At 68.5% G+C, this 22674-nt stretch carries 17 protein-coding genes; 7 read left to right on the top strand and 10 right to left on the bottom strand.

All coding sequences use genetic code 11. The features are described 5' to 3' along the window. Positions 1-5: 5 nt before the first annotated feature. From HWX62_RS01945 to HWX62_RS01930, 4 genes are all read left to right on the top strand, one after another. The gene (locus HWX62_RS01945; RefSeq protein ID WP_175930685.1) at positions 6-947 is read left to right on the top strand and encodes a LysR substrate-binding domain-containing protein; all 942 of its coding nucleotides are present in this window, start codon (positions 6-8) and stop codon (positions 945-947) included. A gap of 74 nt (positions 948-1021) precedes the next feature. After that, positions 1022-2428, top strand: a complete 1407-nt coding sequence (gene tcuA, locus HWX62_RS01940; protein ID WP_175930686.1) for an FAD-dependent tricarballylate dehydrogenase TcuA — start codon at positions 1022-1024, stop codon at positions 2426-2428. Beyond that, on the top strand, positions 2415-3617 hold the full coding sequence (gene tcuB / locus HWX62_RS01935) for a tricarballylate utilization 4Fe-4S protein TcuB (protein ID WP_279610455.1): 1203 nt from the start codon (positions 2415-2417) through the stop codon (positions 3615-3617). Before tcuA ends, tcuB begins: the two co-directional genes overlap by 14 nt. Before the next feature lie 66 nt (positions 3618-3683). Continuing rightward, on the top strand, positions 3684-5000 hold the full coding sequence (locus HWX62_RS01930) for an MFS transporter (RefSeq protein WP_175930687.1): 1317 nt from the start codon (positions 3684-3686) through the stop codon (positions 4998-5000). 99 nt (positions 5001-5099) lie between these two features. Here HWX62_RS01930 and HWX62_RS01925 read toward each other — a convergent pair whose 3' ends face one another. Beyond that, positions 5100-6917, bottom strand: a complete 1818-nt coding sequence (locus HWX62_RS01925) for a methyl-accepting chemotaxis protein (RefSeq protein WP_175930688.1) — start codon at positions 6915-6917, stop codon at positions 5100-5102. A 252-nt stretch (positions 6918-7169) separates the two neighbouring features. On the opposite strand from HWX62_RS01925, the gene HWX62_RS01920 reads away from it, so the two are divergent. Further along, positions 7170-8756 (top strand): methyl-accepting chemotaxis protein, encoded by a 1587-nt coding sequence (locus HWX62_RS01920; protein ID WP_175930689.1) that lies wholly within the window; start codon positions 7170-7172, stop codon positions 8754-8756. Positions 8757-8937: 181 nt separating this feature from the next. Further along, positions 8938-10899 (top strand): phosphatase PAP2 family protein, encoded by a 1962-nt coding sequence (locus HWX62_RS01915; protein WP_175930690.1) that lies wholly within the window; start codon positions 8938-8940, stop codon positions 10897-10899. A gap of 94 nt (positions 10900-10993) precedes the next feature. On the opposite strand, the gene HWX62_RS01910 is transcribed toward HWX62_RS01915, so the two are convergent. Genes HWX62_RS01910 through HWX62_RS01875 form a run of 8 tightly spaced genes read right to left on the bottom strand, consistent with a single transcriptional unit; the run spans position 10994 to position 20232 of the window. Next, on the bottom strand, positions 10994-12517 hold the full coding sequence (locus HWX62_RS01910; protein WP_175930691.1) for an altronate dehydratase family protein: 1524 nt from the start codon (positions 12515-12517) through the stop codon (positions 10994-10996). Then, positions 12514-13680, bottom strand: a complete 1167-nt coding sequence (locus HWX62_RS01905) for a mannitol dehydrogenase family protein (RefSeq protein WP_175930692.1) — start codon at positions 13678-13680, stop codon at positions 12514-12516. The genes HWX62_RS01910 and HWX62_RS01905 overlap by 4 nt, the downstream gene beginning before the upstream one ends. A 31-nt stretch (positions 13681-13711) precedes the next feature. After that, positions 13712-14722 (bottom strand): zinc-binding alcohol dehydrogenase family protein, encoded by a 1011-nt coding sequence (locus HWX62_RS01900; RefSeq protein WP_175930693.1) that lies wholly within the window; start codon positions 14720-14722, stop codon positions 13712-13714. Between the two features lie 23 nt (positions 14723-14745). Further along, positions 14746-15621, bottom strand: coding sequence for an amidohydrolase family protein (locus HWX62_RS01895; RefSeq protein ID WP_175930694.1), 876 nt, complete (start codon positions 15619-15621; stop codon positions 14746-14748). Further along, positions 15618-16634 (bottom strand): aldo/keto reductase, encoded by a 1017-nt coding sequence (locus HWX62_RS01890; protein WP_175930695.1) that lies wholly within the window; start codon positions 16632-16634, stop codon positions 15618-15620. Before HWX62_RS01890 ends, HWX62_RS01895 begins: the two co-directional genes overlap by 4 nt. 36 nt (positions 16635-16670) lie before the next feature. Next, a complete protein-coding gene (locus HWX62_RS01885; protein WP_175930696.1) occupies positions 16671-17618 on the bottom strand; it encodes an ABC transporter substrate-binding protein in 948 nt (315 codons plus the stop codon). A gap of 42 nt (positions 17619-17660) precedes the next feature. Beyond that, positions 17661-18692, bottom strand: coding sequence for an ABC transporter permease (locus HWX62_RS01880; protein ID WP_175930697.1), 1032 nt, complete (start codon positions 18690-18692; stop codon positions 17661-17663). Further along, entirely contained in the window at positions 18685-20232 is a 1548-nt protein-coding gene (locus HWX62_RS01875; RefSeq protein WP_175930698.1) for a sugar ABC transporter ATP-binding protein, read from the bottom strand. The genes HWX62_RS01880 and HWX62_RS01875 overlap by 8 nt, the downstream gene beginning before the upstream one ends. A gap of 233 nt (positions 20233-20465) precedes the next feature. Between HWX62_RS01875 and HWX62_RS01870 the strand changes: the two genes are divergently transcribed. Continuing rightward, complete coding sequence (locus tag HWX62_RS01870) at positions 20466-21167, top strand: FadR/GntR family transcriptional regulator (RefSeq protein WP_175930858.1); 702 nt, start codon at positions 20466-20468, stop codon at positions 21165-21167. A gap of 147 nt (positions 21168-21314) precedes the next feature. Here the strand turns inward: HWX62_RS01870 and HWX62_RS32970 are convergent, their stop codons facing one another. Next, positions 21315-22661, bottom strand: coding sequence for a glycoside hydrolase family 3 C-terminal domain-containing protein (locus HWX62_RS32970; protein WP_244135952.1), 1347 nt, complete (start codon positions 22659-22661; stop codon positions 21315-21317). Positions 22662-22674 lie beyond the last annotated feature (13 nt).

Below are 22674 nucleotides of genomic sequence, written 5' to 3'. Positions count from 1 at the left end.
TGTCGATGGAACTGAGGCAACTGCGCTATTTCGTCTGCGTCGTGGAACACGGCAGCATGGGCAAGGCCGCGCTGGAACTGGGCGTGGTGACGTCCGCACTGAGCCAGCAGATCAGCCGGCTCGAGAGCGAGCTGTCCACGCGCCTGCTGCAACGCACCTCCACGGGCGTCGTTCCGACGGACGCCGGTCTTGCATTCTGGAGACAGGCGCAGCTCGCGTTGCGCCACGTCGACGATGCGGCGCTGGCCGCGCGTCAGGCGCGCCTGTCGGGGCACGTCAGCGTCGGGCTGGCGCCCAGTACGACCGGCGTACTCGGTCTCGCGTTCATGCAGGCGATGCGACGGCGCTACCCGGATGTCCGGCTGCGCATGGTCGAGAGCCTGTCGGGCTATCTCGGCGCGATGCTGAGTGCGCGGCAAATCGACCTGGCGATCCTGTTTCGTGAGGAACCCGCGCAGCGCTGGAGCGTGATGCCGTTGCTCGACGAGCATCTGTTCGTGATCGGCGCCCCCGGCCTGCCGGGCATGCCCGACGGGCCGCACGTGCACCTGGCGAATCTCGGCGCCGTGCCGCTGATCCTGCCGAGCGGCCCGCACGGCCTGCGCGCACTGCTGGATGTCGCATTCGCCCGCACCGGCTTCACCCCGCACATTGCCGCCGAAGTCGACGGCCTCGCGATGTTGATGGATGCGGTGCGCGGCGGGCTCGGCGCGACCATCCAGCCGGGCGCGGCACTCGCGCGGTTCGAGAACGCGGCGCTCGCGAGCGTCCCGGTCGCGGACGCCCAGGCGACGCGGCCCAACCTGATCGCGAGCGTCTCCGACGACGAGTTGTCGCCCGCCGGGCTCGCCGCGCGGGTCGTCCTCGCCGACGTGGCGCGCGAGATCGTCGCGGCGGGCGGGTGGCCCGGCGCCACGTTGCGCGCGTCGCCTCTTCACAAACACTGAAGACGTGTTGCCGCTTCCCTGATGGCGGCACGCGAGGCCGATCCGTAGAGTGCGTCTCAAAGGAGACAACTCAGATGGTCGATGTCCTCGTAATCGGCGGCGGCAACGCGGCGCTGTGCGCCGCCTTGATGGCGCGCGAAGCCGGCGCCTCGGTACTGCTGCTCGAAGCGGCGCCGCGCGAATGGCGCGGCGGAAACTCCCGGCACACCCGCAACCTGCGCTGCATGCACGACGGCCCGCAGGATGTGCTGGTCGGCGCCTATCCGGAAGAAGAATACTGGCAAGACCTGCTGAAGGTCACGGGCGGCATCACGAACGAGGCGCTGGCCCGGCTCGCGATCCGCGCGTCGGCGAGCTGCCGCCCGTGGATGCGCGCTCACGGCGTGCGGTTTCAGCCGCCGTTGTCCGGCGCACTGCACGTGGCGCGCACCAATGCATTCTTCATGGGCGGCGGCAAAGCACTGGTGAACGCGTATTACCGCAGCGCCGAAGCGCTTGGCGTACGGATTCGCTACGACACGCCGGTCGACGCGATCGAACTCGACGGCGAACGCTTCGTCGCCGCGCGTAGCGGGAGCCAGCGCTTCGAGGCGCGCAGTTGCGTGCTCGCGGCAGGCGGCTTCGAATCGAACCGCGAATGGCTGCGTGAAGCGTGGGGACAAAACGAGCGCGGCGAGTGGCCCGCCGACAATTTCCTCATCCGCGGCACGCGGTTCAACCAGGGCGTCCTGCTCAAGGCGATGCTCGACGCCGGCGCCGACGCGATCGGCGACCCGTCGCAGTCGCATTGCGTCGCGATCGACGCGCGCGCGCCGCTCTACGACGGCGGCATCTGCACGCGAATCGATTGCGTCTCGCTCGGCATCGTCGTCAACCGCGATGCGCAGCGCTTCTACGACGAAGGCGAGGATTTCTGGCCGAAGCGTTATGCGATCTGGGGCCGCCTCGTCGCGCAGCAGCCGGGGCAGACCGCCTACTCGATCATCGACGCCAAGGCCGTCGGACGCTTCATGCCGCCGGTATTTCCGGGGGTCCGCGCCGATTCGCTGCCGGAACTCGCGCGCCGGCTGAACCTGCCCGAGCATGCGTTCGTCGAGACGCTGCGCGCGTACAACGCCGCATGCCGGGCCGGCACGTTCGATCACACCGTGCTCGACGACTGTCGCACCGAAGGCGTCCATCCCGCGAAAACCCACTGGGCCCGCCCGATCGATACACCACCCTTCTTCGGCTACGCGCTGCGTCCCGGCATCACGTTTACGTATCTCGGGCTCAAGGTCAACGCGCGCGCGCAGGTCCACTTCGGCGGACGGCCGAGCGGCAACCTGTTCGTTGCCGGCGAGATGATGGCCGGCAACGTGCTGGGCAAGGGTTATACGGCGGGCGTCGGGATGTCGATCGGCACCGCGTTCGGCCGTATCGCGGGCACCGAGGCGGCGAAGTCCGCGCACACGACCGGAGTTCAACGTGCACGATATTGAAGAACAGCTTCGCGACGCCCATGCGCTCGCGCCCGTCGGCCAGCCGTCGAAACGCGCGAGCGGCGCCGCCGTGATTCGCGTCGTGCCCGTCACCGACAACGAAGCGGAAGTCGCGCGCCAGATGCAGATCTGCAATGCGTGCCGCTACTGCGAAGGATTTTGCGCGGTCTTTCCGGCGATGACGCGCCGGCTCGAGTTCGCGAAGGCGGACGTCAACTATCTGGCCAACCTGTGCCACAACTGCGGCGCGTGCTATCACGCGTGCCAATATGCGCCGCCGCACGAATTCGCGGTGAACGTGCCGAAGGCGATGGCGCAGGTGCGCGTCGATACGTATGTCGAGTATGCGTGGCCCGCCGCGCTGGGCCAGCTCTACAGGCGCAACGGCCTGACCGTCGCGCTCGCCCTGGCGATCGGACTGGCGCTTTTCCTGATGCTCGGCGTCGCGATGCACGGCTCGCTGCTGAATGGCCCGTCGGGCGGCCGTTTCTATGCGATCTTTCCGCACAACCTGCTCGCCGCGATGTTCGGCTCGGTGTTCGGCCTCGCCGTTCTGGCGCTCGGGGTCGGCGTGACGCGCTTCTGGCGCGACGTGTCGTCGGGTACGGCGAGCCTGCCCGCGGTTGCCGAGGCGGCGAAACACGCGCTCGCGCTGACCTATCTCGACGGCGGCCACGGTGACGGCTGCAACGAGTCGGACGATGCGTTCACGCTCGCGCGGCGCCGGTTTCACCACTTCACGTTCTACGGCTTCATGCTGTGCTTTGCGGCCACGCTCGTGGCGACCTTCTATCACTATGCGCTGGACCTGCACGCGCCGTACGCGTTCCTGAGCCTGCCCGTACTGCTCGGCACCGCCGGCGGAATCGGTCTGCTGATCGGACCGGCCGGCCTCCTGTGGCTCAACCTGCGGCGCGACCCCGCGCGGACCGATCCGGCACAACGCCCGATGGATCGCGGCTTCATCGTGCTGCTGATGCTCGTGAGCGTGTCGGGGCTGGCGCTGCTCGCGTGGCGCGACACCCGCGCGATGGCGATGCTGCTCGCCGTTCATCTCGGCATCGTGATGGCCCTCTTCGCGACGTTGCCGTACGGAAAATTCGCCCACGGCATCTTTCGCTGCGCGGCACTGCTCAAGTCGTCGATCGAAAAGCGCCAGGCCAACCGCGTGCAGCTCGGCTCGGACTGAACCGGGCCAACCGAAGCGGTCCGGCTTCCGGGCCGCTTCGCACAATACATTCAACGGAGACACCCCATGCAACCCTCACCGTCAACCGCGCCGGACGCCACGGCCACAGGCACGTCGAAGCTCGGCGCGGTCCTGCGCGTGACCAGCGGCAACTTTCTCGAGCAGTTCGATTTTTTCCTGTTCGGCTTCTATGCGACGAGCATCTCGCGGGTTTTCTTCCCGGCGGCAAGCGAGTTCGCATCGCTGCTGCTGACGTTTGCCGTCTTCGGCGCCGGTTTCCTGATGCGCCCGCTCGGCGCGATCGTGCTCGGCGCCTACATCGACGAAGTGGGCAGACGCAAAGGCCTGATCGTGACGCTCTCGATCATGGCGAGCGGCACGATCCTGATCGCGTGCGTGCCGGGGTACGCGACGATCGGGCTCGCCGCGCCGGCGCTGGTGTTGCTCGGGCGCCTGCTGCAGGGCTTCTCCGCCGGCGCGGAGCTGGGCGGCGTGTCGGTCTATCTCGCCGAAATGGCCACGCCCGGGCACCGGGGCTTCTATACGAGCTGGCAGTCGGCAAGCCAGCAGGTCGCGATCGTCATCGCGGCGGCCCTGGGCTATCTGCTGAATCATCTGCTGACGAGCCAGGAAATCGGTGCATGGGGCTGGCGCATCCCGTTCTTCATCGGTTGCGCGATCGTGCCGGTCATTTTCGTGCTTCGCCGAACGCTGCAGGAAACGGATGAATTCAGGGCGCGCAGCCATCACCCGCGTGCACGCGAGGTGTTCGCGACGATGCTGCGGAACTGGCGCACCGTGCTTGCCGGCATGCTGCTCGTCGCCATGACCACGACGACGTTCTACCTCATCACGGTCTATACGCCGACGTTCGGCCGGGCCGTCCTGAAACTGTCCACGGCGGACAGCCTGATCGTCACGCTGTGCGTGGGCGTGTCGAATTTCTTCTGGCTGCCCGTGGGCGGTGCACTGTCGGACCGCGTCGGCCGCAAGCCGATCCTCGTGGCCATCGCCGTCGCGGCCATCCTGACGTCGTATCCCGCGCTCGCGTGGCTTTCATCCGCGCCCAGCTTCGGCCGCATGCTCGCCGTGCTGTTGTGGCTCTCGTTCTTCTTCGGCATGTACAACGGCGCGATGGTCGCGGCGCTGACCGAAATCATGCCCGCCAGCGTTCGCGTGGCCGGCTTCTCGCTGGCATTCAGCCTCGCGACCGCGGTCTTCGGCGGCTTCACGCCCGCGGTGTCGACCTATCTGATCGAGATCACGGGCGACAAGGCCGCGCCCGGATACTGGCTCAGCTTCGCCGCATGCTGCGGGCTCATCGCGACCCTGTCGCTGTATCGCAAAGGCGGGACGGTGCGACGTTCGGCGTCGCCCGTGTGAGACGCGGTGCCCGCCTGAACGGACCGGCTTCGCGGCGCCGCCATGTTCGGGCGGTGCGACGCATGAAGCCGCGGCGCAACGGCCCCGCCAGGCCGACCGTCAAGCCGGCACCGGTCGCTCCGCCAGCTTGAATTCGCCCACCGTCTGCGCGAGCCGGGCCGCCTGCTCGCGCAGCGACGTCGCGGCCGCCGCCGATTGCTCGACGAGCGCCGCGTTCTGCTGCGTCGTATCGTCGAGCTGCGACACCGCCTGATTCACCTGCTCGAGCCCGGTGCTCTGCTCCTTCGCGGCGACGCTGATCTCGGCGATCACGCTCGTGATGTTGCGCACGCCGTCGACGATCTCGTCCATCGTCGCGCCGGCCGTCTGGACGAGACCGGAGCCGCCTTCGATCTTCTCGACCGACGAGTGGATCAACTGCTTGATTTCCCGCGCGGCCTGCGCGCTGCGCTGCGCGAGCGCCCGCACCTCCCCGGCGACGACCGCGAAGCCGCGACCGTGCTCGTTCGCGCGCGCGGCCTCGACGGCGGCGTTCAACGCGAGAATGTTGGTCTGGAACGCGATGCCGTCGATCACGCCGACGATGTTGGCGATCTCTCCCGACGCCTGCGTGATGTCGTGCATCGTCGAGACGACTTCGCGCACGACCGTGCCGCCCCGCAGCGCGACATCCGATGCCGATTCCGCCAGACGGTTGACCTGGCTCGCGGCATCGGCCGAATTGCGGGCCGTGCCGGCGATCTCCTCGAGCGCGGCGGCCGTTTCCTGCAGGCTCGACGCCGCATGCTCGGTGCGGGCCGACAGATCCTGGTTGCCCTGCGCGATCTCGGCGCTCGCGAGGCTGACGGACGCGCTGAACGTGCGGATCTGCAGCAGGATCGCACTGATCTTCTCGGCGAACGCGTTGAACGCCTGCGCGATCTGCGCGGCTTCGTCCGCGCCGTCGGCGGGCAGGCGCTTCGTCAGGTCGCCGCTGCCGCTCGAGACGTCCGTGAGCGCGTCGCGCACCATCAGGATGCGCTTGAAGGCAGCGTTCGTCATCGCGCCGACGAGCGCCGCCGCGATGACGGCGACGATCACGATCGCCAGCAGCGTCGTCGTCGCGACGGCCCGCATGCCGGCCGTCACGTCGCCCTTGTCGAGCGCGAGCACCAGCGACCAGTCGGTGCCGGCGATCGGCCGGGCCCGCATCAGCTTGGCGGCGCCGTCGATGTCGAGCGCGACGGGCGCGGACGCCGTCTGGAGCGCGCCGAGGCGATCGGCATCGAGTTCCGGCGAGAGACCGGTGGCCGGCTTCATGATCAGGTCGGTCTTGGCCGACGCGATCACGCGACCGCCCTTGTCCACCAGGAAGGCGAAGCTGGCCGGTGTCGGGTGGACGGAGGTCACGATCGAACTCACGTTCTCCATGAACAGGCTGGCTGCCAGCACGCCCTTCACCGCGCCGTCGCGCACGACGGGCACCGCGAACGCGACGGCCGGCTTGCCGCTCGTCGCATCGCGGTAGAGCGCCGTCACGACCAGATGGCCCGCGCCGACGGCTTGCTTGTACCAGGGCCGCGCGGTCGGATCGTAGCCGGGCGCGAGCGGCACGTTCGAAAACGCCGTCTTGTCCGGCAGGCCGAGCGTCAGCACCTCGAAGCCGCCCGACTTGCCGAGCAGCTTCAACGCCGGTACCGGGTCGCCGTCGCCGATCGCGATCGTGTCCGCGAGCGCCTGGGTTTCGCGCGCCCGGCTGGCCACCCATTCGTCGATCGCCAGCGCATGGCCGGCCAGGATCGACTGGTGATTCTGGTCGATGGCCTCGTCGTTGTGGTGCTTGACGACGTAATAGACGAGCCCCCCGGTGACGGCCAGCGCCGTCACGACGATGGCGACACACGTCGCAAGGATCCGTGCGCGAATTGATGACAGCATGATGACTTCGGTCTCCGTTACCGCGTGATTGAACCGGATCGATCGACAAGCCGACCCTTGTTCGTTTAACGGCACCGGCGGCGGGAAATTGAGCCGAGCATGCGGACGAGACGCCGTACCACGCAGCGACCTGAATTTTTTTCGGCGGAAAATTGCGCGCAAACGATTGCCCGCGGGCGGCGCGCCTAAATTGTTCATTCACCATTCCGATAATCAGGAAAGCTATTTGATATCAACGACTGGACTTTTCCCATGAATGATCGACGGATAACGGTTCGCGCGAAGCTGACCATGGCTTTCGGGCTGCTTACGTGCACGGTCGTGCTCGTCTCCCTCGTCGGCATCGTGTCGCTCGGCAACGCGAACGCGGCATTCGACAAATACGTCAACGGCACCAACGCCCGCGCAATGCTGGCAGGCAAGGTTCGCGTCGCGGTCGACCGGCGCGCGATCGCCGCCCGCAACCTGGTGCTGGCAACCGGGCCGCGCGATGCGGACATCGAGAAGGAAGCGGCACTGCAGGCCGACCGCGAAGTCGGCGCGCTGCTGGGCGAACTGACGAATGCGGTGCGCGAGGGAAGCGGCGCGTCCGACAAATCGCGCGAACTGGTTCGGCAAATCGGGGCGGTCGAGGCGCAGTACGGCCCCGTGGCGCGCGCCATCGTCGAAGCGGCGGCGAACAACCGGCGCGATCAGGCGATCACGATGATCAACGAACAGTGTCGCCCGCTGCTGGCCCAGCTGGTCGCGGCCACCGACGCGTATGCGACGTACACGCGCTCGCGGGCCGACCAACTGGTGACGGAATCGAACGACCGTTATACGTCGCGACGACTGATGCTGATCGCGATCTGCATCGCCGCCGCCGCGGCGGCCGCCATCTCGGGCCTTCTCATCACGCGCGGCCTGCTGCGCGCGCTGGGCACGGAGCCTGCCGCACTCAGCGATATCGCTCGCCATATCGCCGCCGGCAATCTCGGCGCCGAAGCCACGACCGGCGCCGCGCCGGCCGGCAGCGTGCTGGCTTCGATGCGCGACATGCAGGCGAACCTGAGCCGCCTGATCTCGGAAGTGCGTACCGCATCGGGCAACGTCGCGACGGGCGCAGGCGAAATCGCGTCCGGCAACCAGGACCTGTCGTCCCGCACCGAACAGCAGGCCGCCTCGTTGCAGGAAACCGCGTCGAGCATGGAGCAACTGACGTCCACCGTGCGCCTGAACGCCGACAATGCGCAGCAGGCAAGCGGCCTGGCGAACAACGCATCGGAGGTCGCCCGGCGCGGCAGCGCGGCCGTCGGCCTGATGGTCGACACGATGTCGGACATCAGCGCGAGTTCCGCCAAGATCGCCGAGATCACCGCGATCATCGAGGGGATCGCGTTCCAGACCAACATTCTCGCGCTCAATGCGGCCGTGGAAGCCGCCCGCGCCGGCGAACAGGGCCGCGGTTTCGCGGTGGTGGCCAGCGAAGTCAGAAGTCTTGCGCAGCGTTCGTCGAGCGCCGCGAAGGAAATTCGCGAGCTGATCTCGCAATCGGTCCGCAAGATCCAGGACGGCTCGCAGATCGCGAACGACGCGGGCGATACGATGAGCGAGGTCACGCACGCGATCTCGCGCGTGACCGACATCATGGGCGAGATCGCCGCGGCGTCGAGCGAGCAGAGCCGCGGCATCGAGCAGGTCAATCTGGCCATCACGCAAATGGACGAAGTCACACAGCAGAATGCGGCACTCGTCGAGCAGGCCGCGGCCGCATCGAAGTCGCTGGAGGAACAGGGAAGCCGGCTGGCCGAGGCCGTATCGCTGTTCCGGCTCGACGCGCGCACGGCCATCGCGTAGGCCGGCGCGCTGTTTCGGTGACGGACGCATCGATTCCGACGCCCGTCATGTTCAGCACCGGAAATTAACCAGATAGTGGGAATTCGCGCGCAACGACCAGCACGCGAAACAATTCCGTAACGGCCGCGTAACGATCGCTCACCACAATCCTCCATCTTCGACCATCAGGATGGAGTCTTGCATGTTTGCGTCACGAAGCCGTTTCCCGCTGCACGTCGCGGCATTGTCGAGTGCGCTCGTACTGGCTGCCTGCGGCGGCGGCGACGACGTCACGTCGACCGGCACCATCGCCGCGGCCGTTCCGGCGCCGCCCGCCGACCCCGGCTTCGTCGACAGCGCCCCGATCCCGAGCGCGCCGGCGTTCGTCGACAACGTCGCGACCAACCAGCGCGGCGACGCGCGCTATGCGACGCTGTCGACCAACGCCGCGGTGCGCGTGCTGAGCCGTTTCCTCGATCTCTGGCAACCGGCGACGATGCTGGTCGACGCGGGCGTGAGCGCGCCGGCCAGCGGCGCGTTCCCGGCCATCTCGCCGTCGACCTGCTCCGGTCTGCCGAACAGCGGCGTGCCGTGCGGCACGATCCTGAACGACGCGGTGCTGTCGGCCAACGTGCAGTATGTGGTCAACGCGACGACCGCGCGTACGCCGCAGCAGGCCGACGCCGCGTACTACGACGACCGGCGCGGCAAGGGATACAGCGTGACCGACGGCATGGGCCCGCTTACCGCCGCATGGCGCACCGCGGCCCAGCAGACGACCAGCATCGCCAGCGTGCCGGCCGATGCGACGACCGTGCTGTACAACGACTCGGGCAACAACGTCGGCGTCGGCAGCAGCAGCGGCAACGCCAGTTTCGGGAAGGTCGTCGACCTGCTCAATGAAATGGGCAACAACGCGTCGACCGAACCGTCCAAGCGCTTCTTCAAATATGCGCGCCCGTACCGCTGGAGCACGAGCGTGGTCGTCGCGCCGACGCTCGTGCCGGCCGAAAGCGCCACGCCCGCGACCGACGGCGGCTTCATCAGCGGCCACACGGCCGAGGCGGTGCGCGATGCGACGACGATGGCGTGGCTCGTGCCGGAACGCTTCCAGGAGATGATCAGCCGCGGCCTCGAACTCGGCGAGAACCGGATTCTCGCCGGGATGCATTCGCCGCTCGACGTGATCGGCGGCCGGATGCTCGCGCTGGCCGTCAGCGCGGCGAACCTGACCGCGTACGCCGGCGATGCGCAGGCGGCCTACACGCAAGCCCATCAGACGCTGCGGCAACTGACGGGAACGAGCGCCACGACGTTCGCCGCCTTCGCGCACTCGGGCACGACGGCCACCGACCGGTTCGCCGACTACGCGGCGAACAAGGCCGCGTTCCTTCGCCGCATGACGTTCGGCTTCGGTGCGATCGAATCGACGAACGCACCGCCGGTCGTGCCGAAGGGCGCGGAGATCCTGCTGCAGACGCGCTTCCCGTACCTGAGCGCCGACCAGCGGCGCGTCGTGCTGAAGACGACCGAGCTGCCGTCCGGCTATCCGGTCATGGACGACGCGGAAGGCTGGGGCCGCCTGAACCTGTTCGCGGCGGCCGACGGCTACGGCGCGTTCAACGGCAACGTGATCGTGTCGATGGATGCGTCGCAGGGCGGGCTCAATGCCGCCGACGCGTGGCGCAACGACATCGCGGGCGCCGGCAAGCTGACGCTGGAGGGCAGCGGCACGCTGACGCTGGCGGGCAACAACGGCTACACGGGCGGCACGCAGGTGAACGGCGGCACGCTGGCGGCCGCGTCGACGACGGCGTTCGGCAAGGGGGACGTATACGTCGGCCCGGGCGGCAGCGTGCGGATCGCGGCCGCCGCGCCGGTGACGATCGCCACCCGCTACACGCAGCTCGACAACACGACGCTCGAACTCGACATCGACGGCAACGGCGGCGGACGCCTGCGCGTGGGCGGGCCGCTCACCGTCGCGGGCGGCACGCTGCACGTGAAATTCGTGAACGGCTACGCGCCGAAGGCCGGCGACACCATCGCGCTGATCGACGGCGCCGCGGCTGCCGCGAAGTTCGCGACGGTGACGGTCGACGGATTCAAGGCCACGCCGGTCTACACCGCGACGGGCGTGTCGATCACGCTGTCGGCCGCATAGTCGGCAGCGGCGCTGGCGGCCGGCTCATGCCGGTTTCCGGCGCGGGTTCTGCTTCGCGGCCGATCGCGCGCAGGGCCCGACGCCGCGAGGCACGTCACATGACCGCGCCGCGCAGCCACGGCACGAACTCGCGTTCGCCGATGCCGTTGTCCTCGCTGCGGGATCGTCGCCCGGACGCGACGTCGAGCATCAGCCGGAACAGCCGCTCCCCCGCTTCGTCGACCGTGAGCGACCCGGCGACGATCCCGCCGCTGTCGAAATCCATGTCCGATCGCATCCGCTCGAACAGGCCGGTCGTCGTCGCGATCTTGATCGTCGGCACCGGCTTCGAGCCGAACACCGAACCGCGGCCTGTCGTGAAGCACACCAGATTCGCGCCGCCAGCGATCTGCCCGGTGGCCGACACCGGGTCGTAGCCGGGCGTATCCATGAACACGAGCCCGGCTTGCCGCACCGGCTCCGCATAATCGTAGACCGCACGCAGCGGCGAGCGGCCGCCCTTCGACACCGCGCCGAGCGACTTCTCGAGAATCGTCGTGATGCCGCCGGCGAGGTTGCCGGGCGACGGGTTGTTGTTCATTTCGCCGCCGTTGTCGGCGACGTAGCGCTCCCACCACTGCAATCTGCCGAGCAAACGCTCGGCCACGTCGTGCGAGGCCGCCCGTGCGATCAGCAGATGCTCCGCGCCGTAGATCTCGGGCGTCTCGGACAGGATCGCGGTGCCGCCGTTGCGCACCAGCAGATCGACGGCCGCGCCGAGCGCCGGGTTCGCCGTGATGCCCGAGTAGCCGTCGGAGCCGCCGCATTGCAGGCCGACCGTCAGCCGCGATGCCGGCACGGCGCTGCGACGCGCGCGGTCGGCCGTCTCCAGCAACTCGCGCACGATCGACACGCCGTGCGCGACGGTTTCGCGCACCCCGCCCTCGTCCTGGATGACCAGCGTGCGCACGGTGCCCGGCGCTGCCGCGTCGAGCCGTTGCGCGAGCGCCCCGACCTGGTTGACCTCGCAGCCGAGGCCGACGAGCAGCACGCCGGCGAAATTCGGGTTGCGCGCATAGCCGACGAGCGTGCGCCGCAGCAGTTCGATGCCGTCCCCGGTCGCCGACATGCCGCAGCCGCTCTGATGCGTGATCGCGACGACGCCGTCGACGTGACCGAATGCGTCGAGCGCGCCATGCCGGTATGCATCGGCGATCGCATGGCAGACGCTCGCCGAACAGTTGACGCTCGCGATCACGCCGACGTAGTTGCGGGTTCCCACGCTGCCGTCGGGCCGCACGAAGCCGTCGAAGGTGTCGCCGCGATCCGCCGGAACGTCGCTCGCACCGCCCGCACGCCCGTCGTCGTGCGCATGCCGCTCGGGCATCCCGACGTTGTGCACGTGCACGTGCTCGCCCGCGGCGATGTCGCGCAGCGCGATGCCGATCGGCTGCCCGCATTTGACGACCGCGTCGCCGCGCGCGATCGGCGCGGTGGCGATCTTGTGGCCGGCCGGCACCGCGGCCGCCGGCCGCAGCGGCTCGCCGCGCACGTCGACCGGCACGTCCGGCGCCAGCGCGTCGAGTGCGACGGCGACGTTGTCGTGGCCGTGAAGGATCACGATTGCCGGTTGCTTCACGATGGTTCTCTCCCTGTCGTTGCGATGCCGGCCGCCGGTTCATAGCGGGCGACGAGTTGCCGCAACCGCGGCTGTCCGGCCGGCAGCGCCAGCGAATCCGCGAGCGCGAGCAGCGGCTCGATCCGCCGCGCGACCTTCTCGCGATGGTTGACCGCGATATCGGCGATGCGATGCGCGAGAAACGGATTGAGAAAGCGCTCGCGCACGCGGTCGACGTAGCGCTCCGCCGGTTCGCGCAAGCCCAGCGCGACGAACACCGGCGTCACCTCATCGCGCCACACCGCCTCGAGACCGTCGCGCAGCCGCGCGTCGTTCATCGCGTCCAGCACCGTTTCCGCTGCGTCGCGCCCCGCCGCGCGCCACTGCTCCGCGAGCCAGCTGTGGCCGAGATTGAGGAAGAACAGCTTCAGGCGCTCGTGGCGGCGCAAATCGTCGGTGACGACGATCTGCGCGTGCCGGCATGGCAGCGTCATGCCCGCCCGCCGTTCGACCGCCCACAGCGCATAGGGCTCCGCCACCGCGCCGACCGGGTGAAGCGGCTCGGACACGATGCGGTCGACAAGCGAATTGACCCACACGCACCGGTTGCACAGATAGTCGGCGAACGCGTCGGGCAGCCGCCACTCGCGCGCGAGACCCAGCACGATGTCGCGCAGCGTGTCGCCGTTGTTCGTCACCAGTTCGCAAGGCAGGATGGAAACGCCATCGTCGGGCCGTGCCTGCCAGCGCGCATGCAGCAGCACGAGCAGCTTCGCCGGAAAGCCATGCGGTACCTGCGCAGGCCGCGCCGGCAACTCCGCGGCGTCGCGCGGATCGGCACGATAGCCGGCGTCGCCGGTGTTCGACACGATCACGCGCACCGTCTCGATCGCGGCACGACGGATCTCCGCCCAGTCGCGCTCGGCGTCCCACGCGCGCTGCACGGCGCGGCACTCGACGAGTTCGTCGACGACGATGCCGTGCTCGCGCCCGCGAATGCGCACCGGATACCGACCGGCCGCGCGCAGCGCATCGATTCGCGCGCGGCTGGCCGGATTGCCGGTCGTCTGCACGATGCCGATGCCGCCGATCGCGTGGCCGTCGTCCAGCGCCTGCGAGACGAACAGGTCGACGTGCGCCAGCAGGAAGCGGCTCGTGCCGAACTGCAGGATCGGCGGCGTCATCGCGCGCGCTCCGCGTGCCGGATCCGATCGCTCAGCATTCGACGAGCGCCTTCACGACGGTCTGCCCCGCGTCCAGCAGCCGCGGCAGCGCGTCCGGCACCTCGTCGAGCCGCATCCGGTGCGTGTTCAGCGCGCGGTCCGGAATGCGCCCCGCGCGCATCGCGTCGAGCACCGTCGCGAAATCCTCGGCCGTCGCGTTGCGGCTCGCGAGCAGCGTGGTTTCCCGCTTGTGGAATTCCGGATCCGAAAACGCGACGTGCCCGCGCACGATCGAAATCAACGTGTATTTGCCGCCATGCGCGACGAACTCGAAGCCGCGATTCATCGCATCGAGGTTGCCCGTCGCGTCGAACACCGCATCGAAATACTCGCCGTTCGTCAATTCCGCGAGACGCGCCGCGTCGTCCGCGCCCACTTCCACCGTCGCATCGACCGTGAGATGCTGCCGGCAAAACGCCAGGCGATCGGCACGCGTGTCGAGACACGTGACGTCGGCGCCGCGCAGCTTCGCGAAGATCATCGCGGCCATGCCGATCGGCCCGGCTCCGACGACGAGCGCACGCTGCCCGGCGCGAATGTCCGCGCGCCGCACCGCATGCGCGCCGATCGCGAGGAATTCGAGCATCGCCGCCTGGTCGAGCGAAATGCCGTCGGCCTTGTGGACGAACTGCGCGGGCACGCTCAGGTATTCGGCCAGCGCGCCGTCGCGATGCACGCCGAGCACCTTGATGTTCACGCAGCAGTTCGTGTTGCCGTGACGGCAGGCGACGCAGTGCCCGCACGACAGATACGGCATCACGTACACCGCGTCGCCGGCGGCAAGCCCCGACGCCGGTTCCGCCTCGACGACGACCGCGGAAAGTTCGTGGCCCATCACGCGCGGATAGTCGAGGTACGGCTGGTTGCCGGTGAAGATGTGCAGGTCGGTGCCGCAGATGCCGACGCGCTGCACGCGCAACAGCACTTCGCCGCTGCCGCGCACGGGCAGTTCGCGCTGCTGCACGCGCAGCACGCCGGGGGATTCGCAAATCACGCTGAGCATGTCGGGTTTCCTTTCGTTCGGGTTCATTCGTCGTCGCGTGCGGTGTCGATCCGGTAGAAGCGGCGCGCGTTGCCGCCGAAGAGGTCGGCCAGCGCCGCGGAGCCGAGCCAGCGTGCGCAATCGTCCTCGCACGCGGCCAGCCAGTCGCCGTAGCCGCCGCACCCCGACGCCAGCCGCAGCACCGGCCAGTCGCTGCCCCACATCAGGCGCGTCGGCCCGAACAGTTCGGCCAGCGCTTGGACGTACGGCCGCGTGCGCGCGCGCACGAGGTCCGGGCCGGCCGACGGCCCGGCCTCGGTCCAGAGCCCGGAGAGCTTGCAATGAACGTTCGGCAGGCTCGCGAGCCGGCGCATCGCCGACAGCCACGGCTGCAGTTCGCCCTGCGCGATGAACGGCTTCGCACCGTGGTCGATCACGATCGGCAGATCCGGATGGCGTCGCGCGAACGCAAGCAGCGCATCGAGATGGCGCGGCATCACCAGTGCATCGAAAGCCAGCGCATGCTCGAGCATCGCCGCGACCACCCGGTCCAGCCGCGGATCGTCGATCCATGCGTCGTCGGGCAAGTCCTGCAGCATCGGTCGCAAGCCGCGCGCCTTCGGCGCGGCCGCGAACGCCGCGATCCGCGCCGGTGCGTCGTCGGCCTTCATGTCGACCCAGCCGACCACGGCGCCGACCGTCGCGGTGTCGGCCGCGACGTCGAGCAGAAACCGCGTGTCGGCCTCGCTCGGCAGCGATTGCACGAGGACGGTCGTCTCGATGCGCGCGGCGTCGAGCAGCGGCGCCAGATCGGCGGGGCCGAAATCCCGGTGAATCGCGTCGAGCTCGGCCGGCGGCCAGCAGCCGGCCCGCGCGCCGATTCGCCAGTAGTGCTGATGGGCGTCGATGCGCGCGGTCATGCGCGTGCTCCCGGAACCGGCGCGTGCGCATCGATCAGCCCTTCGTCGCGCAGCGCATCCCACAGTTCGGCCGGCACGGGGCGCTCGAACCATTCGATGTTCTGCTGCAACTGGGCCACGCTGCGCGCGCCGATCACGCACGACACGACGGCCGGATGGCCGAACGGAAACTGCAGTGCGGCGGCCGGAAGCGGTACGTCGAAGCGGCTGCACAGCACGCCGAGCCGCGCCGCCTTGTCGATCACGTCGGCGCTCGCGTCCGCATAGTTGAACTTGCCGTTGCCGGCGAGCAGGCCGGAATTGAATACGCCGCCGATCACGATCGCCGTCCCTTCCCGGGCGCATGCGTCGAGCAGCGGTTCGAGCGCCGTCTGTTCGAGCAGCGTATAGCGGCCCGCCAGCAGCACGGCGTCGAGCGCGGCTTCGTTCAGCGCGTCGACCGCGACTTCCCATTCATTCACGCCGAGACCGAACGCGGCGATCTCGCCGCCCGAGCGCAGCGCTTCCAGCGCGCGAAACCCGCCGCCGCGGGTCAACTGTTCCCAGTAGTGCGCATGACGATCGCCGTGCGTCATCGCGCCGATGTCGTGTACGTACAGCATGTCGACGCGCGCGAGCCCGAGCCGTTGCCGGCTGTCCTCGTAGGAGCGCATGATGCCGTCGTAGCTGTAGTCGTAGACCGGCCGGAACGGCAGCGGCTCGGCCCAGCCGTCGTCGCCCGGCCGCACGCTCGCGTCGGCGCGCATCAGCCGCCCGACCTTCGTGCTGAGCGTGAAGGCGCCGCGCTCGCACGGGGCGAGGCTTGCCCCCACGCGCCGCTCCGACAGCGTGTAGCCGTAATACGGCGCGGTGTCGAAGTAGCGCAGGCCGGCCGCCCACGCGGCGTCGACGAGCGCGGCGGCATCGGCGGCCGACATCGGACGATAGAGGCCGCCGAGCTGCGAGCAGCCGAGGCCGAGCACGGACACCGTCAACCCGCTGCGCGGCAACGTGCGCGTATCGTTTGCGTTCATGGCGCGTGACTGGATGCGGGGAAGCGGCATGGTCGGTCAGTACAGGACGTTCTTCGCCGCCTGCGAATCGAGGTTCTGCTTGTCGACCATCACGACGCCGGTATCGATCAGCTTCGGCGCGGGCTTGCGCTCGACGACGTCGAGCGCCGTGCGCACGCCCTGGTTCCCCATCTGCCACGAGCCCTGCACGGCGATCGCCTGCACGGTGCCGTCGCGCACGAAGCCCTGCAAATCCTCGTTGCCGTCGAAGCCGATCGCCACCACCTTGCCCGCCTTGCCCGACTGCTTCAGCGCCCGGCCCATGCCGACCGCGGTCGGCTCGTTCGCACCGAAGATGCCCTTCAGGTCGGGGTTGGACGACAGCACGTCGGTCGTCTGGTTCAGCGCGGTCGCCATTTGCGACTGCGAGTAGTACGGGCCGACGATCTGCAGCTTCGAATGGCTCTCGATGTACTTGCGGAACCCGCCGACGCGGCTGATCTCGGACCCCGCGCCCGGCACGTACGACATGATCGCGATCTTGCCCGACTGCCCGACGCGGTCGATCAGCGCCTTCGCGCACAACGCCCCCGCCTTCTCGTTGTCGGTCGACAGGAACGCCTGGTAGTACGGCTTGCCGGCATCCGAGATGGCCGAATCGATCAGCACGACGGGAATGTGCGCTTCCCACGCCTTCTTGATCGCGGGCACGAGCGCATCGGGATCGGACGGCGCGAGCACGATGCCCGCCACGTGGCGCGTGACCGCGTTGTCGACCATGTTGACCTGCCCGCTGATGTCGGACTCGGCCGCCGGCCCCTGGAACGTCATCGTGTAGCCCTTGACGCCGTCGATCGCGGCCTTCGCGCCTTTCTGCACGTTCTGCCAGTAGTTCGAATTGACGGTCTTGACGATCACGGCGATCTCGCCGCCCGCCGCATACGCGCCGCCGTTGCACACCGCGAACACGCATGCCGATGCCGCCAGCAGGATGGATTTGTTCATGTCTCGCTCCGCTTCTCGTTGGTAGGGACTGCTTGCTGCCGGTCAGGGCCGGCGATTGCGCAACTGGTCGATCCAGACCGTGCCCAGGATCACGACGCCGATGATGATCTGCTGGATGAAGCTCGACACGCCGTTCATGTTCAGGCCGTTGCGCAGCACGCCGATCACGAACGCGCCGATCGCCGTGCCGGAAATCGTGCCGACGCCGCCCATCAGCGACGTGCCGCCGATGACCGAGCTGGCGATCGCGTCGAGCTCGTACATCACGCCTTCGTTCGGCTGCCCGGTGACGAGCCGCGACATCAGCACGCAGCCGGTCACGCCCGCGAGCGCGCCGGACAGCACGTAGGTGAACAGCTTCACGCCCTGCACGTTCACGCCCGACAGCCGCGCGGCTTCCGCGTTCGACCCGACCGCGTAGATATGACGGCCGAGCGACGTTCTCGACAGCAGCACGGACACCACGACGAACAGCACGACCATGATCACGACCGGGTATGGAATGCCGGGAAACGTCGTATCGGGGAAACCGTCCGCCCCGATGTGCGAGATCCGCAGCAGCGCGCCGTTGCCGAGTGCGCCGAACGCGTCGCCGAGATCCGATACCGGCCGCGCGCCCGTGATCTGGAGCGCGATGCCGCGTGCGACGAGCATCATGCCGAGCGTCGCGATGAACGGCGGCAGGCCCATGCGCGTCACGCAAATGCCGTTGACGAGCCCGCACAGCGCGCCGACCAGGATGCCGGCCGCCATCGCCGCGGGCACCGGCACGCCGGCCTTGACCAGCAGCGCCGCGCACACGCCGGCCAGCGCGAGCACCGAGCCGACCGACAGGTCGATGCCGCCCGTGATGATCACGCAGGTCGCGGCCACGCCCAGATAGGCGATCGAGGTCACCTGCAGGCCGACGGTCATCAGGTTGTCGACCGAAAAGAACGCCGCGCTCGAGATCGAGAACGCGAGCACGAGCACGACCAGGCTGCCCAGCGCCGCGAACTTCTGGATCAGGTCGCGCCGCCGCTGTCGCGCCGCCCGTTCGTCGGCCTGGCTTCGATCGGATGTCATTTCAAGCATGGGAACGCCCCGACGCGTAGTGCATGATCTCCTCCTGACTGGTGTGTTTCGTGTCGAGCAATGCGGTCATTCGACCTTCGTGAAAAACGGCGATCCGATCGGTCATGCCGAGCAGCTCGGGCAGTTCCGAACTGATCAGCACCACGCCGACACCGTCGGCGGCGAGCCGGTCCATCAGCCCGTAGATCGCGAATTTCGCGCCGACGTCGATCCCGCGCGTCGGCTCGTCGAAGAACAGGATCTTCGAGCCGCGGTACAGCCATTTGCCGATGACGACCTTCTGCTGATTGCCGCCGGACAGGTTGCGCACGCGCTGGTGCACGGACGGCGTGCGAATCGCGAGCGCCTGCACGTAGCGGCGCGCCACGTCGAGCTCGTCGTCGAAGCGCAGGAACCCGAAGCGCGACGCGATGCCGCGCACGTTCGCGAGCGTGAGGTTCGCCGCGACGGGCATCGGCAGCGCGAGGCCCTCCTTCTTGCGGTCCTCCGACAGATACGCGATGCCGTGCCGGATCGCCTCGCGCGGCGAGCGGATCGTCACGGGCCGGCCGTGCAGTTCGATCGTGCCGCCGTCCACGCGATCCGCGCCGAAGATCGCGCGTGCGATCTCGGTGCGCCCGGCGCCCATCAATCCAGCAAAACCGAGAATCTCGCCGCGGCGCAGCGCGAACGACACCGGCCCGAACACGCCGTCCCGGCGCAGTTCCCGCACGTCGAGCAGCACGTCGTCCGTCGGCACCGATTGCCGCGACGGATAGGCGTCGTCGAGCGTGCGTCCGACCATGCGCGCGACGATGTCGTCGATGCTCACGTCGGCGAAATCGTCCGTCGAGATGTGACGCCCATCGCGCAGCACGGTCACGCGATCGACGATCTGCGCCATTTCGTCGAGCCGGTGCGAGATATACAGGATCGCCACGCCGTCGGCACGCAGTTCCTGGATGATGCGAAAGAGCTGCACCGTCTCCGCTTCGGTCAGCGACGACGTGGGCTCGTCCATGATCAGCACGCGCGCATCGAGCGACAGCGCCTTCGCGATCTCGACCATCTGCTGCTGCGCGATGGACAGCACGCCGACCTTCGTGGTCGGCGCGACGTTCAGGCCGATTCGCGCGATGCAGCGCGCCGCATCCGCATTCATGCGTTTCGTATCGACGAACGGCCCGCGCCGCGGCTCGCGCGCGAGGAACAGGTTCTCCGCCACGCTCAGGTGCGGGACGAGATTGAGCTCCTGGTGAATGATCGCGATGCCGGCCGCCTGCGCTTCGGATACCGAACGAAACTGCACCGGCGCGCCGCGATAGTGGACGACGCCCTCGTCGGGCAGGTACTGGCCGCTGATGATCTTCATCAGCGTGGATTTGCCCGCGCCGTTTTCGCCGCACACCGCATGCACCTCGCCGCGGCGCAGGTCGAGGCGAATGCCGTCGAGCGCCACGACGCCCGGGAAGCGCTTGCGAATCCCGTCCAGGCGCAGGATCTCCCGGTCCGCTTCGTCCTGTGCGGTCTCGCCACCGGGCAGCGTGCGAGGCATTGCCATTGCGTCTCCTTTGGGGCGGACCGGCCTCGGCGCCATCTGGTCAGTCCAATTTGGATGAATTACAGCAATCAAACCAATTTTGGTCAAGCCAATTTAACTATCATCATCCGATCTTACCAATGGTGAAAACCCGGACATCGGATGAACGGGCCGCCCCACGGGGCGATCCGGCGGGCGTGATAGACTCCGCGACACGCGCTTGCGCCGAAAGCGCATTGACCCCACTCCATCGGATGAAATCGACAGAACCCAAGCGGCTTTACCAATCGGTCGCGGCCCAGATCGTCGCGCTGATTCGTCAGGGCGAATTCGCGATCGGCGAGCGGCTGCCGCCGGAGCGCGAGCTCGCGCTGACGCTCGGCGTATCGCGTCCGTCCCTTCGCGAGGCGCTGATCGCGCTGGAAATCGGCGGCCAGATCGAGATCCGGATGGGCTCCGGCGTGTATGTGCGCGATACGGCGGCCGACGCCGTCGGCCCGATGGCCACGCTCGGCGACAGTCCGTCGGAATTGATGCAGGCCCGCGCGGCCGTCGAGGGCAGCGTGGCCGCGCTGGCCGCCGCGCGGATGACGGCCGCGATGCTCGAGCGCCTGCGCCGCACGGTTCAGCGGATGAAGCGGCTCGCGGAGGCCGGCAAATCGCCGGTGGAGGCCGACCGGCAGTTCCACATGCTGATCGCGGAAGCCGCCGGCAATTCGGTGCTCACCCGCTTCGTCGGCGAGCTGTTCGACAGCCGCCACGACCCGATCGCGACCGCCATGCGCGGCCACGCGGAGAATCCGCAGACCTGGACCGCCGCCGTGCGCGAGCACGAGGACGTGCTGCTCGCGCTGCAGGCCGGCGACCCGATCGCGGCGCAGACGGCCATGCGCGCGCATCTTCGCGCGTCCGAAGCGCGCTGGATCGAGGGTGGGCTGAAAGCCGATCCGGATTGACCGTGCGAGCGCCGGCATGCGTCAGCGTCGCAATGCACCGCTCCCCGGGATCTGTTCGAACTGGCCGCTTGCCTGTCGATCCCGTCACTGGCCCAAGGCCGGTCATTCCGACTCCGGAATGACCGGCCTTCGCTTCGTCACCGAGACTCAGCCCGCCGCGACCGGACTGCCTGCCGTGACCTCGCAGATCATGCGCCAGTGGCGATCGAGCGTCCGCGCGGTTTCACCGACCACGGTCGCGCAACCGGCCAGATGAATGTCCCGGCTGGAGCTGCCGACCATGATGTCGAACTCGCCTGGCTCCACGATGCGCTCGCCTCGCTCATCGGTGAAATTGAGCATATCGACGGGCAGCCGGACGTTCACCGTTCTGCGCGCACCGGCCGGCACGAAAACGCGCTGGAAGCCCTTGAGTTCCCGCACCGGTCGCACGACCGACGCCACGCGATCCCGCACGTAGATCTGGACGACTTCCGTCCCGTCGCGTGCCCCGACGTTCTCGACCTCGAACGAGAATTCAAGGACACCGTCGGCGATGCTCGCCCTTTGGTCGATCCAGTCGAGCGCGCCATAACGGAATTCGGTGTAGCTCAGACCGAAGCCGAACGGGTAACGCGAGCCGAAATGGTAGGCAATCGGCGTGCCGGCGCTTTTCAGCTTGTGGTTGTACACGTAGGGCACCGCGCCGGCGCTTTTCGGAATCGACAACGGCAATCTGCCGCTGAAGTCGGCCGCGCCGGCAATCAGCTTCACGAGCGCGTCGGCGCCGCCCTGGCCCGGCGCGAACGCGACGATATGCGCGGCCACGACCTCTTCCAGGCCGCCGAGATTGTACGGACGCCCGCCGGTCTGCACGACGACCGTCCGCGTGCCGCTCGCGACGACGGCATCCAGCAGCGCCTGCTGGACGCCGGGCAAGTCGAGGCTGTCCGTATCCGATCCCTCGCCGACGGTTCCGGACTGAAACAGCCCGGCCAGATCGCCGACGAAGACGATCGCAACATCCGCGGATTTCGCCACCCGCACGGCCTCGGCGATCTGGTCGGTTTCGCGGCTGACGGGTGCCTGCCGGTCCGCGTCGATCGCGCGCGCCATGTCGACATCCCCCGGGAATACCGGCGTTCCCGCGCGGCGCTCGCGCAGAATCTCGCAGCCCTTCGCGTAAAGCACCCGATCGCTGCCGAAGCGCTCCCTGAACGCCTGCAACGGCGTCTTCACCGGCGAACGCGCATCTTCGCCGGTCGTGATCAGGTGTACCGGGAAGCTGTATCCGGAGAGAAGCGCGAGCGGATCGTCGGCCGTGGGTCCGATGATCGCCACACGCGACGCGCCGTCCGCCTCGACCGGCAGTACCGCGGCGTTCTTCAACAGGACGATCGATTCGAGTGCGACCTGATCCGCCACGACCGCCGCATCGGCGCCGTTCAGATCGACACCGTCCGGATCCGCGTACGGGTGCTCGAACAGCCCGAGACGGAATTTCTCGGTCAGCACGCGCGACACCGCC

Source organism: Burkholderia sp. BCC0506 (assembly GCF_902833145.1).
Lineage (GTDB): Bacteria > Pseudomonadota > Gammaproteobacteria > Burkholderiales > Burkholderiaceae > Burkholderia.
The sequence above is the reverse complement of the archived record's forward strand: the minus strand, read 5'-3'. Positions and strand labels throughout refer to the sequence as shown.

Excerpts from the sequence above, each read along its gene's own strand:
- HWX62_RS01945 (WP_175930685.1), top strand. The coding sequence starts at position 6 with ATGGAACTGAGGCAACTGCGCTATTTCGTCTGCGTCGTGGAACACGGC.
- tcuA (WP_175930686.1), top strand. The coding sequence starts at position 1,022 with ATGGTCGATGTCCTCGTAATCGGCGGCGGCAACGCGGCGCTGTGCGCC.
- HWX62_RS01930 (WP_175930687.1), top strand. The coding sequence starts at position 3,684 with ATGCAACCCTCACCGTCAACCGCGCCGGACGCCACGGCCACAGGCACG.
- HWX62_RS01925 (WP_175930688.1), bottom strand. The coding sequence starts at position 6,917 with ATGCTGTCATCAATTCGCGCACGGATCCTTGCGACGTGTGTCGCCATC.
- HWX62_RS01920 (WP_175930689.1), top strand. The coding sequence starts at position 7,170 with ATGAATGATCGACGGATAACGGTTCGCGCGAAGCTGACCATGGCTTTC.
- HWX62_RS01915 (WP_175930690.1), top strand. The coding sequence starts at position 8,938 with ATGTTTGCGTCACGAAGCCGTTTCCCGCTGCACGTCGCGGCATTGTCG.
- HWX62_RS01905 (WP_175930692.1), bottom strand. The coding sequence starts at position 13,680 with ATGACGCCGCCGATCCTGCAGTTCGGCACGAGCCGCTTCCTGCTGGCG.
- HWX62_RS01900 (WP_175930693.1), bottom strand. The coding sequence starts at position 14,722 with ATGCTCAGCGTGATTTGCGAATCCCCCGGCGTGCTGCGCGTGCAGCAG.
- HWX62_RS01895 (WP_175930694.1), bottom strand. The coding sequence starts at position 15,621 with ATGACCGCGCGCATCGACGCCCATCAGCACTACTGGCGAATCGGCGCG.
- HWX62_RS01890 (WP_175930695.1), bottom strand. The coding sequence starts at position 16,634 with ATGAACGCAAACGATACGCGCACGTTGCCGCGCAGCGGGTTGACGGTG.
- HWX62_RS01885 (WP_175930696.1), bottom strand. The coding sequence starts at position 17,618 with ATGAACAAATCCATCCTGCTGGCGGCATCGGCATGCGTGTTCGCGGTG.
- HWX62_RS01880 (WP_175930697.1), bottom strand. The coding sequence starts at position 18,692 with ATGCTTGAAATGACATCCGATCGAAGCCAGGCCGACGAACGGGCGGCG.
- HWX62_RS01875 (WP_175930698.1), bottom strand. The coding sequence starts at position 20,232 with ATGGCAATGCCTCGCACGCTGCCCGGTGGCGAGACCGCACAGGACGAA.
- HWX62_RS01870 (WP_175930858.1), top strand. The coding sequence starts at position 20,466 with ATGAAATCGACAGAACCCAAGCGGCTTTACCAATCGGTCGCGGCCCAG.